General features: G+C 45.5%; 17 protein-coding genes and 1 tRNA gene. 13 read left to right on the plus strand and 5 right to left on the minus strand.

What is annotated here, in order from left to right; all coding sequences use genetic code 11:
- Nucleotides 1-79: 79 nt before the first annotated feature.
- Nucleotides 80-156, minus strand: a tRNA-Pro gene (locus VF412_RS06920).
- 85 nt (nucleotides 157-241) lie between these two features.
- Between VF412_RS06920 and VF412_RS06925 the strand changes: the two genes are divergently transcribed.
- A complete protein-coding gene (locus VF412_RS06925; protein ID WP_331338492.1) occupies nucleotides 242-904 on the plus strand; it encodes a hypothetical protein in 663 nt (220 codons plus the stop codon).
- Here the strand turns inward: VF412_RS06925 and VF412_RS06930 are convergent.
- The gene (locus VF412_RS06930; protein ID WP_331338493.1) at nucleotides 901-1,095 is read right to left on the minus strand and encodes a hypothetical protein; all 195 of its coding nucleotides are present in this window, start codon (nucleotides 1,093-1,095) and stop codon (nucleotides 901-903) included. The two genes, VF412_RS06925 and VF412_RS06930, sit on opposite strands and share 4 nt — an antisense overlap.
- Nucleotides 1,096-1,258: 163 nt before the next feature.
- On the opposite strand from VF412_RS06930, the gene VF412_RS06935 reads away from it, so the two are divergent.
- On the plus strand, nucleotides 1,259-1,651 hold the full coding sequence (locus VF412_RS06935; protein WP_331338494.1) for a hypothetical protein: 393 nt from the start codon (nucleotides 1,259-1,261) through the stop codon (nucleotides 1,649-1,651).
- A gap of 125 nt (nucleotides 1,652-1,776) precedes the next feature.
- On the opposite strand, the gene rpsR is transcribed toward VF412_RS06935, so the two are convergent.
- A complete protein-coding gene (rpsR, locus tag VF412_RS06940) occupies nucleotides 1,777-2,046 on the minus strand; it encodes a 30S ribosomal protein S18 (protein WP_331338495.1) in 270 nt (89 codons plus the stop codon).
- A gap of 229 nt (nucleotides 2,047-2,275) precedes the next feature.
- Between rpsR and rpmB the strand changes: the two genes are divergently transcribed.
- From rpmB to VF412_RS06980, 8 genes are all read left to right on the plus strand, one after another.
- Complete coding sequence (rpmB, locus tag VF412_RS06945; RefSeq protein ID WP_331338496.1) at nucleotides 2,276-2,563, plus strand: 50S ribosomal protein L28; 288 nt, start codon at nucleotides 2,276-2,278, stop codon at nucleotides 2,561-2,563.
- Nucleotides 2,564-2,574: 11 nt separating this feature from the next.
- A complete protein-coding gene (locus tag VF412_RS06950) occupies nucleotides 2,575-2,835 on the plus strand; it encodes a KOW motif-containing protein (protein WP_331338497.1) in 261 nt (86 codons plus the stop codon).
- Between the two features lie 190 nt (nucleotides 2,836-3,025).
- Nucleotides 3,026-3,370, plus strand: a complete 345-nt coding sequence (locus VF412_RS06955; protein ID WP_331338498.1) for a hypothetical protein — start codon at nucleotides 3,026-3,028, stop codon at nucleotides 3,368-3,370.
- A 42-nt stretch (nucleotides 3,371-3,412) separates the two neighbouring features.
- Nucleotides 3,413-4,246 carry a carbon-nitrogen hydrolase family protein gene (locus tag VF412_RS06960; protein WP_331338499.1) on the plus strand — a complete coding sequence of 278 codons (834 nt, stop codon included), beginning with the start codon at nucleotides 3,413-3,415 and terminating at the stop codon, nucleotides 4,244-4,246.
- A gap of 98 nt (nucleotides 4,247-4,344) precedes the next feature.
- Nucleotides 4,345-4,599 (plus strand): hypothetical protein, encoded by a 255-nt coding sequence (locus tag VF412_RS06965; RefSeq protein ID WP_331338500.1) that lies wholly within the window; start codon nucleotides 4,345-4,347, stop codon nucleotides 4,597-4,599.
- Nucleotides 4,600-4,739: 140 nt separating this feature from the next.
- Nucleotides 4,740-6,473: an electron transfer flavoprotein-ubiquinone oxidoreductase gene (locus tag VF412_RS06970; protein ID WP_331338501.1), complete on the plus strand. Its 1,734-nt coding sequence runs from the start codon at nucleotides 4,740-4,742 to the stop codon at nucleotides 6,471-6,473.
- Nucleotides 6,474-6,592: 119 nt separating this feature from the next.
- On the plus strand, nucleotides 6,593-7,717 hold the full coding sequence (locus tag VF412_RS06975; protein WP_331338502.1) for a THUMP domain-containing class I SAM-dependent RNA methyltransferase: 1,125 nt from the start codon (nucleotides 6,593-6,595) through the stop codon (nucleotides 7,715-7,717).
- Nucleotides 7,718-8,005: 288 nt separating this feature from the next.
- Entirely contained in the window at nucleotides 8,006-8,980 is a 975-nt protein-coding gene (locus VF412_RS06980; RefSeq protein WP_331338503.1) for a hypothetical protein, read from the plus strand.
- A 56-nt stretch (nucleotides 8,981-9,036) separates the two neighbouring features.
- On the opposite strand, the gene VF412_RS06985 is transcribed toward VF412_RS06980, so the two are convergent.
- The gene (locus VF412_RS06985; protein ID WP_331338504.1) at nucleotides 9,037-9,402 is read right to left on the minus strand and encodes a hypothetical protein; all 366 of its coding nucleotides are present in this window, start codon (nucleotides 9,400-9,402) and stop codon (nucleotides 9,037-9,039) included.
- 33 nt (nucleotides 9,403-9,435) lie between these two features.
- Complete coding sequence (gene lpxD, locus VF412_RS06990) at nucleotides 9,436-10,497, minus strand: UDP-3-O-(3-hydroxymyristoyl)glucosamine N-acyltransferase (RefSeq protein ID WP_331338505.1); 1,062 nt, start codon at nucleotides 10,495-10,497, stop codon at nucleotides 9,436-9,438.
- Between the two features lie 124 nt (nucleotides 10,498-10,621).
- On the opposite strand from lpxD, the gene VF412_RS06995 reads away from it, so the two are divergent.
- The 3 genes from VF412_RS06995 to VF412_RS07005 form a co-directional block, all read left to right on the plus strand.
- Nucleotides 10,622-11,203, plus strand: coding sequence for a hypothetical protein (locus tag VF412_RS06995; RefSeq protein ID WP_331338506.1), 582 nt, complete (start codon nucleotides 10,622-10,624; stop codon nucleotides 11,201-11,203).
- Nucleotides 11,204-11,328: 125 nt separating this feature from the next.
- Nucleotides 11,329-11,547, plus strand: a complete 219-nt coding sequence (gene infA, locus VF412_RS07000) for a translation initiation factor IF-1 (RefSeq protein WP_088616707.1) — start codon at nucleotides 11,329-11,331, stop codon at nucleotides 11,545-11,547.
- 39 nt (nucleotides 11,548-11,586) lie between these two features.
- Nucleotides 11,587-12,144, plus strand: a 558-nt coding sequence (locus tag VF412_RS07005; protein ID WP_331338507.1) for a Tex-like N-terminal domain-containing protein, incomplete at its 3' end; no start/stop codon positions are given.

Genomic DNA, 12,144 nt, shown 5'->3' on the forward strand with positions numbered 1-12,144 from the left:
CCGTAGAACCGTAGAACCGTAGAACCGTAGAACCCAAAAAACCCAGTGTTTCCACTGGGTTTTGATTTAAAAAATAAATTGGTCGGGGAGATAGGATTCGAACCTACGACCCTCTGGTCCCAAACCAGATGCGCTACCAGACTGCGCTACTCCCCGACAGAGATCAGGAAATTAATAATTAAAGGTCGTTTTGTCAAACTAGTAGATTCTAACGCAGAACATAAGTATCCTTTTTTACATCATGGAAAAACTAATTGAATCGCTTCCTAAACCGGTGCTCGCATTATTGGCAATTCTCGTAGCGATTGGTGTCTTCATGCTTTCAAGCCCGCCGCACACGGTGTGTGACACTCAAGAAGAGGCGCTTCGCGAAACCGAAAAGGGGAGCATTTTTCCGTCGAAGGTGAATAAGAACGTGATGCCGCCAGCACTTTCTCGAGCAAAGGAATCCTGTCAAATTGGTAACAGCGCAGGATCTTGTTTCGAGTACTTTTCGATTCTAAAGCAAGTTGCTGAAGATGTAGGCAAGGGATCTTCGGAATGTGTGACCCAACTTTACTCGGTCAAAGAGATAGCTTCGACATTGAATGACGGTATTGAATTGATGGCCCGTCTTGCTTGGGGCGTAAAACCTCCAGAGCCAGGACCAGAGAAATTTGGATGGATGCAAGAAAGTGATCTTGCGGTTTTCTGTCGTGTGAAGGGAATTTATATTCGCGCGAACGGTGAAGAGGCATGGAATAATCTTCGTGGCAAAATTTTTGGAAAGCTTCCAGGGGAAGAGGTTCCTGTTTCTACAGATCCAACCGTGGCGGCCGTCGAGCCAAGAAAAGCCACGGTGGTCATGAGTGAGTTAGACATTTTCAATCGCAGTATCTTTTCCCTTCGTTGTGACAATTATTAGATAGAAACAAGCTCGAGAGACTTCCAAACCGGGCGTTTGTTTTTAAATTCCAATTTTCCATAAAACGAAAAACTCTGATCCATCTTATTGCGAATCACATATCCTAAAGAGTGGATACGCTCCAAAGTCCACTCTGAAGAGTTCAAGCCAAAGTGCTTCAGTTGTTCGATCAATTGCATTTCTTTTTTCATAACGGCCCCTTGTGATTTTCTTCGATCTTTCGAAGTGGTTGTTTTGATGGAAAGCCGCTATTGCAAGGCGGCGGCCGGATGTTTTGCGGGCAAGAATGAATTGATAGGGTTTGAGGCGCTCCTCGTCTTGAGTTGTCCCCTTGGTTAGACTAACTTCCTGGATATGAGACGAAACGTCTATCTTGGATATCTACTTGCGGAACTCATCGTGATCATTGCGGTGATGTTTATTTTTAAATTTATTCCAGACCGTCAGGTCGCAGCCACTATTGCTGGGTGCCTATTTGTAGGTTTGCCGGTTGTTATGATGGCGTTAGAAATCCGTCGTAAGGGCTTTGAGGAGACAGTCTGGTTTGTGGGGGTTCTTCAGTTTTGGACCCTGTTTGCATTACCTATATTGGGCTTAAGAATCTTCAACTGGGGAGTGCCCTTTGATCAGTTGGCTTTTATTGGAATCCCAGGGCCCGTTCTGCATTTATATTCGAGCAAAAGTTACCTGGTGATGATGTTTGCCACGGCTTGGGCTTGGTGGAGAAATTCGAGAGCTCAAAAGTAGCTTGGAATTAAAGGATCCATCGAACAAAATAAAAAAGCCGGCTTTGGACCGGCTTTTTTTGTTTCTACGGGCTCTTCACCTGTAGCTGCTTCCCCAGAAGGAAATCCTATTCGAATCAGATCTAATTAGATCTCGAATGGAACTGGAGAAATAGCTTCAGCGCGAGAGAAAGTGTCGTAAGAGTCTGTACCAGAAGGTAGCAAAGCCAAGTTACGAGCTTTCTTAACTGCAGCAGCAACGCGTTTTTGTTGAGCTACTGAAAGTTTAGAGATGCGAGAAGGAGTGATTTTGCCACCATCGCCGATGAAACGAGTCAAAGATGCTGGATCTTTATAATCGAAAACGTGGTCGCCAGAGAATTCTTGTCTGTATTTGCTACGAGTTGTCTTTTTCATAGGTATTTCCCTTTTTGATTTCCTTTTGGTTAGCGAGTTATTGTGTGTACAAGAAAAAAGAGTTGCCAGCAAGTGTCTTTTTACTTTATATGGTTGTTTCTTGTTTGCGGCGTCCATATTGATTTTGAAGCTTGGAAAAGCTTTGGAAGCGGGTCTCCCAGACTTGTATCCAGGGCCTAATATAAGGTCCGCCGTTAAAGTATAAAGACGAGAGCTAGAGGAGCTTAGAATGAGCAGATGCGAAATTACTGGAAAAGGCCCTGTTGTTAAGAACTTGGTGTCTCACTCCAACATTAAAACAAAATCAACAGCTCAACCAAATGTTCAAAAGAAACGCCTATTTAGCCGTACTTTGAACGCAATGGTTAGATTGCAAATCGCGACTAGCGCGATCCGTGACATGGAGCACATGGGCGGTTTTGATAACTACATCCTTAACGCGGATGATTCAAAACTTTCTAAAAGAGCTGCTGCTGTTAAATTGAGAATCAAAAAGAAAATCAGCACTAAGAAATAAGAGGCTTTCAGATGAAACTTAAAATCAAAAAAGGCGCGACAGTTCAAGTTATCTCTGGCGCTGACAAAGGTAAAAAAGGTGCAGTTTTGGCGGTTAACGCTACTGCTATGAAAGTCCAAGTTCAAGGTGTGAAAGTACAAACACACTACGATAAAAAAGACGGTCTCTTGAAAAAAGAGGGCTTCATCGATTATTCAAATGTGAAATTGGTTGAAGCAGCTTCTAAAGAGAAAAAGACTTCTAAGAAAGCATCTAAGTCTAAATCTGCTTAGTCCTCGGCTTTAGCACAGACTTTGTGCTGAAGAATTAAGGGCGCAGAAGACCTAGGCAATATCTTCCTAAGATAAAGTCTAAATTTGGTCTCACAGGTGATCTCTTCATTTTAGTCTCGATCGTAGCTGCGTAAAATCAAAGAGGGTTTATGGACTTAACGTAAACCCCATTTGAAAACAGGAGAGCAGCTTGAAAAGAGACCAAATCTCTGTAGATAAAACTAAAAAAGCACTGTTCGCCTCGGCGATGACAGTGCTTTTTTTTTCGTCTGTATCGTTCGCTGACATTGGCGACTCACTCGTATTGTGTAAGCACAATAAAATAGTCCGAACATTGCGCATCGAGAAGGCCGCTGATCAAAGATGCAAAGCTGTTTATACAAAACAGGGTATTGATCAGACGATCGGCTTAAGCCAAAATCAAAACTCCTGTGAAGAGTATATTGCAGGCGTAAGAAAGACATTAGAAGAAGCAAAGTGGACTTGTCGTGAAGTAAAAGAAGCGCGTACATCCACTGTGATTTCTGACGAATAATTCCTGCCGAGCTTGCAACAAGGATCGAGTCGAGGAGCTTCTATGAATTCAGAATTGGTGGTTGCGGTCGCGCAAATGACTTCTGTCGATGATGTCGACGCCAATCTGATGCAGATCGAGGCTCTACTCGAGGAAATTTTCAAATCTGCGAAGAAGCCCCGTTTCGTGGGCTTTCCTGAAAACTGTCTCTACATGCGAATCAAAGAGGGCGAGAAGATCGAAGGATTTTCCCTTTCGCACAAAGCGTTTTCCCGTCTGGCTGAACAAGCAAAAAAATACGATACCTATCTGCATTTAGGTTCTGTTCCCTTGTTTGTCGGGGGGCATCTTTATAATTCATCAGTTTTGATTTCACCGACTGGAGACGTGAAACCGACTTATCAAAAAATGCATTTGTTCGATATCCAGCTCGAAGGGCAAAAGGCCATTAGAGAATCCGATGTGTTTCGTCACGGGCAAAAACCCAGCATCATAGATGTCGATGGTTGGCGTATCGGCGAGACGATCTGTTATGACGTACGCTTTGCCGAATTGTTCTCGCAATATGCGCGAAAAGAAGTTGATGTGATCCTAGTGCCTTCCGCTTTTCTGGTAAAAACAGGCGAGGCTCACTGGGAAATTTTGCTTCGAGCCCGCGCGATTGAGAGTCAGTCTTATTTGCTGGCCAGCGCCCAAGGTGGAACGCACCAAAGCAATCTTGGAGCAATGAGGGAAACCTATGGTCACACGATGATCGTCGATCCGTGGGGAGTCGTCGTTGGTCAGGTAGAAAAACGCACGGTGGGTTTTGCTGTTACGACGCTGTCTCGTGAGCGTATTGACAGCGTTCGTCGTCAGATTCCGATGAAAGATCACAGACGTCTTCCTATTGGCTAATGGCTGGTTGCCTAATACCTAAAACTTTTGCACTATTTCAATGACACATTCTCATTTGGTTTTTATATTCGGCCTTACTGATAGGCCGGGAGATTTATATGAAGCGAATTTTCTTAGTTTTGCTTGTGTTATCCTCTGTAGGATTCAAAGCCTTTGCGGCGGACGAGGTCCTAGCGGGCAGTCAGTACGATGAGGCGAAAGAAGCAGAGATCGCGCAAATCGTGAAAAAGCGCGCGTATCCTGGTGGTCGTGATGAAGGTGACTTGAAGGTTCAAGCTCAAGTTGCAACCCCAGTGCGTAAGTTGGCTCCGCAAGCCGAAGTCAAAGGCAACGAAGAGCCAGCGGAGGAATAGCCCGCCGGGCGGGCAGTGCTGGAGCGACGGCAGTCGCGCAAGCTGGAGCAACTCCGCAGACGCGGGCAGAGCGGTAGCTGAAGCAACTACTTCTGCGAAGCAGAAGTGTAGATAGAATTGTTACTTAGGAGAATTACGTAATGTCTTATGATCAACTACCTGAAGGTGTAACTCGTGAAACTATGGACGTCGATGTTTTGATCGTTGGCGGTGGCTCTGCGGGTCTTTCTTGCGCCCTTCATTTGCAAAACCAAATTCAACAACATAATGAAGACGTTGCCTCTGGAAAAAAACAGGGCCAGCCGATTCCTGAGCAAATGATCGTTGTGATCGAAAAAGCCTCTGAAGTCGGCGCACACAGTCTTTCAGGTGCGGTTTTGAATCCAAAGGCATTGCGCGAGCTTATTCCAAACTTCAAGGAAGAGGGCGCGCCTCTTGATACTGAAGTTAAAAAAGATGCGGTTTATTATCTAGGTTCTGATTATTCTTTCAAACTTCCAATCACTCCGCCGCCATTCCATAACGAAGGCAACTACATCACTTCAATTAGCAAATTCAATCGCTGGTTGGGTTCCAAGTGTGAAGAAAAGGGAATCAACATCTTCCCGGGCTTTGCGGCTGTAGAGGCCTTGTATGAAGGCAATAAAATCGTTGGAGTTCGTACGGGCGATAAAGGTCGTGATAAAAACGGCAATCCAAAAGGCAACTTCGAGCCTGGTTTGATCTTGAAATCTAAAGTTACTATTTTTGCAGAAGGAACTCGCGGTTCTTTGTTCAAAAAAGTTTCTGAAAAATTGAATCTTCGCGCTGGCAAAAATAAAGAAGTTTTTGAAGAAGGCGTGAAAGAGATCATCCAAATGCCTGCGGGCACTGTGGAAGCGGGACAAGTGATCCATACAATGGGTTTCCCTCTTTCTAAATCTATCGGTGGTACTTTCATCTACACTTTGCCGGGCGATAAAATCATCGTGGGTTTGGTGGCGTATCTTGATTCTGAAGATCCATTGCTTGATCCACACCGTGAATTGCAAAAATTGAAAACTCATCCGTTCCTTCAAAAAATGCTTAAGGGCGGAAAAGTTATTGCTTACGGTGGTAAGACATTGCCTGCGGGTGGTTGGTATTCAATGCCGAAACTTTATGGCGATGGCTTCATGGTTTGCGGTGACTCGGCAAGCATGGTTGACGTGCAAAAGCTTAAAGGCATTCACTTGGCCATGAAGTCAGGGATGCAAGCGGCAGAGACTATCATGGATGGTCTAACAAAAGGTGCCGAGTTCAACGAAGAAATCACAAAAGGCTATGAAACTCGTTTGCATGGCAGCTATGTGAAGGAAGAGCTCTACAAAGTCCGCAACTTCCACCAAGCGCTTAGCAAGGGCATTGTGGCTTCTATGCCTGAACTGGCGTTGCAAGAGCTTACGGGTGGCCGCGGTCTTCAAGATCCTATGCCAATCGCACATACGGATGCTGAGACGACTGAGAAGGTTATCGATGTTTGGGGACCCAACGGCTTTGAAGAACAACTGGGTCAGTTGCCTAAGGCTGATGGTCAGCTTTTCTTTGATAAGCTTTCGAGTGTTTATTTGACGGGCACTATGCACGACGAGGATTCCCCGAATCACCTTATCTTGAAAGATGGCGATATCTGTCGCTCGGTATGTGAGCCAAATTACAAATCACCTTGTAATCATTTCTGCCCAGCCTCTGTTTATGAGATGGTTCCGTCTACAAAAGAGCCTGGTAAGAAAGACCTACAAATCAATTATACAAACTGTATTCACTGTAAGACTTGTGATATTAAGTGCCCATTCGAAAACATCGAGTGGACCGTTCCTGAAGGGGGCGGTGGACCACAATATCGCGAAGTTTAAGCAGCGCAAGCTGGCAGAGCTGACGCCCGCAGGGGCAGAAGCTGAAGCAACTTAAGCCGGGCGGTATAGGAAGCCCGGCGGTTGGGACTGGGCTTTCTTAAAAACAGAAAGGAAAGCCCATGCCTGAATTTTTTGCGTCGACTGCACGCGGTCTTGTTGAACCTCTAGAAAAAGAACTTAAAGATCTAGGATTGAAAGTTACCGATAAAACAAACGGTGGCGTTTACTTTGAAAGCAACTGGGAAGGTTGCTACAAAGCGAATCTTCAATCGCGCTTGGCAAGTCGTATCTTGAAACCTATTTTGGATTTCACAGCTTATCAGCCGGAAGAGTTGTACACACAGATTCTTCGTCACGATTACACGAAATATATTAAACCAACACAGACGATTTCTATCGACGTTACGATCAAGGAATCGAAAATGCGCGATCAACGTTTCGTTGCGATGAAAATCAAAGATGCTGTTGTTGACCAATTCCGCGAAAAATTTGGTGTGCGCCCTGACGTTGATAATGAACGTCCTGCTTTGCGCATCCATGTTCGCGCAGTAAAAAATCAATTCAACGTAGCGATCGATACTTCGGGTGATTCTTTGTTTATGCGCGGTTATCGCAAAGAAACAGGGGAAGCTCCGTTGAAAGAAAACTTGGCTGCGGGTTTGATCAAACTTGCTGACTGGGATGGCCAAACTCCGTTGGTTGATTTCATGTGCGGTTCAGGAACTTTCTTGATTGAAGCTGCGATGATGGCAAAGAACGTAGCCCCTGGTATTCATCGTAAGAGATTCGCATTCATGAACTGGATGTCTTATGAAAAAGAGACTTGGGAAAACCTAGTTCAAGAGGCGATGGACGCTGAAAAAGAAGAGCTTCCATTTAAATTCTATGGTTTCGATATCGACAATCGCGTTTTGAAAAGTGCGAAAGACAATGCGAAAAGCGCTGGCGTCGATGACGTGATTGAATTCAAAAAAGAATCTGTGGCGACTGTTGAGCCACCGGTTGAAAAAGGTTTGATCATCTTGAATCCTCCGTATGGTGCGCGTATCGGTGATGAAGACAATCTTCGCGATGTGTATCGCGATTTAAGCTTCACTTTGAAGCACAGATTCAAAGGTTGGGATGCTTGGATTCTTTCAGGCAACAAAGAGTTGATCGCTGATTTGAAATTGAAATCGACTCGTAAGTTCTTTGTCTTCAATGGTAATATCGAGTGTCGTTTCTTGAAATACTCGATGTTCTAGACGGTGAAAGTTGACAGAGTGGCAGCTTCGATGGGAGTGCCGACTGAGGCAACTCTTGATGCTTTGGCGAAGTCGAAATATAAACCCCAAAAAAAGCCCTCATTATCGAGGGCTTTTTTCTTTTATGGAACTGGTCATTCTTTACCTGGATTCACGAAACCCAGTCTGGCAAAGTATTTCCAGTTTTAAGTCTAGATTTTCGCCGCCTTCCTCGTGCCCGACCAATTATGGAGTCGATTCCCCTTGGAATTCTTTTAGAAATCTGAGGGAACCCCGATAAGTCTTCCAATGAGACACTTCTATAGCATTGTCATTCTATCTCTGTCGATTCTGGCTCTTCCGGCATCGGCGCAATTGTCGATTGATGCAGCGACGGCGAACTTCAATGCTTATGTGGCTCAAATGCAGGCGCAGACGGCGAATATCGCAGCTCAACAAGAGGCGGCTCAGGCGACTTTGCAGAAGCAGCTGCAAGCGCAAATGGCGATTCAATTGCTTTTCCAATATTGCCCATTGATGTTGAAGCAACAGGTGGCACCGATGCCGCAAGCTCCGAAGCTTAAGAAGACTTCTTATCAAGTGATGGATGCGGCTTGGAAAGCCCGTGAAGATGAAGGCTATGTTTACGAAAAAGACGTGGACTTGGATCTTTCAAAAGAAATCGGTAAAGATGCCAGTGGCAAATTTGCTCAAGGCTGTGATCAGTTCATGAACAAAGATGGTAAGATGGGCCCTTGGGGCTCTTGGGCTTTGCAATTGATCAAAGACAAACCAGAATCCTTTGGTCAAAAAGTTCCTGATGACATCACTAAGTGGTGTCCAAATTATCCCAAGATGAATAAAAATCAGCGCGAGCTTTTCTGGGTGTGGACGATGATGTCCATGGCTTCTTCCGAATCGACTTGTAATCCAAAGAGTGACAATCCGAATGCTCCGAATGGAACGGCGATTGGTTTGTTCCAGCTAGAAGGTCGTGTGTGCCCAAGTGCCCGTGATCTGCATAATCCGAATGAAAACATCTCGTGTGCTGTGAACTTACTTGCCAAAGAATTGGAAAATCGCGACACGTTGATGACTCCCACTTCAAAGGGCCAAGAGGGAACTTACTGGGGAACGATTCGCAGTGATGATTGGAATAAGAAACGTGGTGGCGATATTCAAGGTGCTAAGAAAACTCGCGAACTGATGAAGCAATATCGTTATTGTCAGTCTTCAAGTATGGGACCCGCGACACCTGCGTCAGCTCCAGCGGCTAAGAAATAAAAAAAAGCCCACCGATGAAGTGGGCTTTTTAATTTTTAAAATTTCAAATCTAAAAATTAGAACGGTTTGTTGATCGCAAGAGTCGCGGCTGTTGCGCCCAAAACGATTAGCAAGATGGCGATAGGCCAGCCAATGTAGCCTTTACGCTTCACGATAGAGATTGCTGCCGCCATGAAAATCCAGATCACGACTTTAGCGATCACCCAACCCGGCAAATGAGCCATGATGCCTAATTTCGCAAGCATGCCGAAGCCGCCGAAAAGAAGGAATAAAAGACCGATACCATGAGTGGCGAAGGCCATTGCACGTGCAGGACCTGTCAGCTGAACCTTTGCGTATGTTGCAACCAGAAGGCCGCCGAAGCCAAAGAACAAGCAAATCAAGCCAGATAGGTGAAGGATTTTATAAAATTCATAAGTCATGGTGTCTCCTAGAAAATGTTCGTAACGAACGGTCTATTCTTCTTCTTTCATTCCCAAATGTTTAGCGATTCGAGAAATTTCTTTTTTCATGCGAGTGATATGGCGCATGGAAACAAGAGTCTTCATGTTGTCACGAAGAGGTTCTAGCGGATAACCAGCGTAAGCGCCAGGAGTTGTGATGTCGTTGGAAACGCCGCTGCGTCCGCCCACCATGACCTTATCACAGATGGTAACATGATCTGTGACCACGCAGTCGCCACCGAACATACAGTGATTGCCAATCTTAGTCGAACCAGCAACTTTAAAGCCTGCCGCCATCACACAATGCTCTCCGATTACGACGTTGTGCGCGACGTGGCTGAGATTGTCGATCTTAGTGCCTTTGCCGATGCGTGTTTCAGTCAAAGCGGCACGGTCTACGGTGACACTGGCGCCAAGCTCGACCCAGTCTCCCAAAACGACTTTGCCAATTTGTGGGATTTTCTTGTGGACACCCTCGCGAGTAGGGGCGAAGGCAAAACCGTCAGCTCCAATAGTCACATGGGGGTGAAGCTCACAGTGTGCTCCAACCTCACAGTGAGCACCTACAAACACTTGAGGGTGAATCAATGTGTGATCGCCGATTTGTGCAAAAGGCTCAATCACCGCGTGAGAGCCGATCGTTGCGTAATTTCCGACGCGCGCGTGCTCGCCAATCACGGCAAATGGACCCACGCACACGTTTTCGCCCAAATGAGCCGTTTCGTGGATGCATGCCGTTGGGTGGATTTTTTGCTCTTGATTGAAGCGATTCATTTTACCATCGAAAAGAGGCAAAATCGCGGCCATCGCCAGCTGAACGTTCGGAGTTGAAAACATTGTTGCTGGAACATCTTGTGGGATGCTTAAAGACTTATGGGCCACGATGATCGGAGCTTGTGCCTTCAAAGCAGTCTCGAGTTGTTCCATCTTAGAAACAAAGACTAAAGTTTCTTTATCAGCAAGTTCTGGTGGAAGAACTTTCGTCGCCACCGCTTGCAAAGATCCCGATGTGTGAGTGAGATCTGGGGTTGGAAGATTCTTAATTAGATCGACAATTACTTCAGCTGTTATCATAGTGATGCCTCGCGCTAACACTTTCCCATTATTTTTTTGCTGTCAAGACACTGTGTAATAGGTTAGATCTGGTTTATATAACTTTTCGATCATTTCTCACCTTATCGTGAAGAGAGGAATTGAGATGGCTAAGAAGGCTGCGAAAAAGGAAGCACCTGCGGCAAAAGCAAAAAAGGCACCGGCAAAGGTAGCGGCGAAACCTGCTCCTAAGGCGGCGGCAAAACCTGCGGCGAAAGCTCCAGCGAAACCCGCTCCGAAAGCGGCAGCTCCAAAGGCTGCGGCTAAAAAACCGGCTCCTGTTAAAGCTCCTGCTGTGAAGGCTGCGAAAGCGGAACCAGTCAAACCTGCTAAAGAAGCGAAGGTTGCAAAACCTATTGCGGAAGAAAAAGCTCCAGCACCTGCAAAGGCTGATAAAAAAGCCGCGAAAGTTGTTGAAGCTGAAGTCGAAGCTCCTAAAAAAGAGAAGAAGACTAAGGTTGATAAGTCAGGAATGTCTGAAGACCAAGCAAAGTGGGTCGATCTTCATGAGAAATATAAATCCATGAAAGCTCCACCATACAATATTGGTTCTCAATATGAAGCGAAAACTCCGATCGAGCATAAGACTTTCGGATGGGGCTTTATTCTGTCTAACGAATATGACCGCCTTGAGGTTTTATTTGAAGACGGAAAACGTATGCTGATCAGCAATAGAAAATTGTCATAGCGGGCTGCTAGTTCAGATTCTACTGTGTTGCTGCGTCAGCGCAGTACGATGGACAGCTATCAACCTGCTACATAACGCAGAATTCTATTGCAAGGTCCGCCAAACTGACCTAGAAATTTACGTGCATGGCAAAAGACGATTTAGTACAAATTGACGGAAAAGTGATCGACGCCCTAGCGGGGGGTCTTTACAAGATCGAACTCGAAAATAAGGCGATCATTAACGCAAAACTTTGCGGAAAAATGAGACGTTTTAATATTCGTGTGGTTGTGGGAGACCGAGTGAGCGTAGGGGTATCACCTTACGATCCAACTCATGGTCTGATCATGTTCCGTCACAAATAAGATTTAATTTCTAATATTTCCAATAAATCTAGAGGTTCTATGGATCAGGCTCTTCAGAGTTATTTGGCTCGTATTGTCCCAACAGTTCCGGCAAAGTCAGCACAAGCAGTGATTGAACTTGCGGCTGAGGGCGCGACAGTTCCCTTCATCGCTCGTTACCGTAAAGAGAAAACAGGCAATTTGGACGAAGTTCAAATCCGCGCTGTGATCGAAGGTCACGAAACTTACAACGAAATCGTCAAGCGTAAAGCATTCTTGATCAAAGAGATCGGCGAGCAGAACAATCTGACTGCCGAACTTCAAAAACGCATCGAGATGTCTTGGGACTTGGGTGAGTTGGAAGAAATCTACAAACCATTCAAGAAAAAGAAAAAGACCAAAGCGACTATTGCCCGCGAAGCTGGCTTGGAGCCTTTGGCAAACTGGATCTGGGACATGGGGCACGGCACGTTGAAAGACGACGCCACCATGGAAATGAAAGCGAAAGCTTTCTTGAATCCAACTGCAAAAATCCAAACATACGAAGATGCGCTTAAAGGTGCACAAGATATCATCGTAGAAAAAATTGCCAACGACGCGGAACTTCGCGCGATGGTG

Source organism: Bdellovibrio sp., assembly GCF_036384735.1.
Classification (GTDB): Bacteria; Bdellovibrionota; Bdellovibrionia; order Bdellovibrionales; family Bdellovibrionaceae; genus Bdellovibrio.

Excerpts from the sequence above, each read along its gene's own strand:
- VF412_RS06925 (WP_331338492.1), top strand. The coding sequence starts at position 242 with ATGGAAAAACTAATTGAATCGCTTCCTAAACCGGTGCTCGCATTATTG.
- VF412_RS06970 (WP_331338501.1), top strand. The coding sequence starts at position 4,740 with ATGTCTTATGATCAACTACCTGAAGGTGTAACTCGTGAAACTATGGAC.
- VF412_RS06980 (WP_331338503.1), top strand. The coding sequence starts at position 8,006 with ATGAGACACTTCTATAGCATTGTCATTCTATCTCTGTCGATTCTGGCT.
- VF412_RS06960 (WP_331338499.1), top strand. The coding sequence starts at position 3,413 with ATGAATTCAGAATTGGTGGTTGCGGTCGCGCAAATGACTTCTGTCGAT.
- rpsR (WP_331338495.1), bottom strand. The coding sequence starts at position 2,046 with ATGAAAAAGACAACTCGTAGCAAATACAGACAAGAATTCTCTGGCGAC.
- VF412_RS06995 (WP_331338506.1), top strand. The coding sequence starts at position 10,622 with ATGGCTAAGAAGGCTGCGAAAAAGGAAGCACCTGCGGCAAAAGCAAAA.
- VF412_RS06965 (WP_331338500.1), top strand. The coding sequence starts at position 4,345 with ATGAAGCGAATTTTCTTAGTTTTGCTTGTGTTATCCTCTGTAGGATTC.
- infA (WP_088616707.1), top strand. The coding sequence starts at position 11,329 with ATGGCAAAAGACGATTTAGTACAAATTGACGGAAAAGTGATCGACGCC.
- VF412_RS06930 (WP_331338493.1), bottom strand. The coding sequence starts at position 1,095 with ATGAAAAAAGAAATGCAATTGATCGAACAACTGAAGCACTTTGGCTTG.
- rpmB (WP_331338496.1), top strand. The coding sequence starts at position 2,276 with ATGAGCAGATGCGAAATTACTGGAAAAGGCCCTGTTGTTAAGAACTTG.
- VF412_RS06935 (WP_331338494.1), top strand. The coding sequence starts at position 1,259 with ATGAGACGAAACGTCTATCTTGGATATCTACTTGCGGAACTCATCGTG.
- lpxD (WP_331338505.1), bottom strand. The coding sequence starts at position 10,497 with ATGATAACAGCTGAAGTAATTGTCGATCTAATTAAGAATCTTCCAACC.
- VF412_RS06950 (WP_331338497.1), top strand. The coding sequence starts at position 2,575 with ATGAAACTTAAAATCAAAAAAGGCGCGACAGTTCAAGTTATCTCTGGC.
- VF412_RS06985 (WP_331338504.1), bottom strand. The coding sequence starts at position 9,402 with ATGACTTATGAATTTTATAAAATCCTTCACCTATCTGGCTTGATTTGC.
- VF412_RS06975 (WP_331338502.1), top strand. The coding sequence starts at position 6,593 with ATGCCTGAATTTTTTGCGTCGACTGCACGCGGTCTTGTTGAACCTCTA.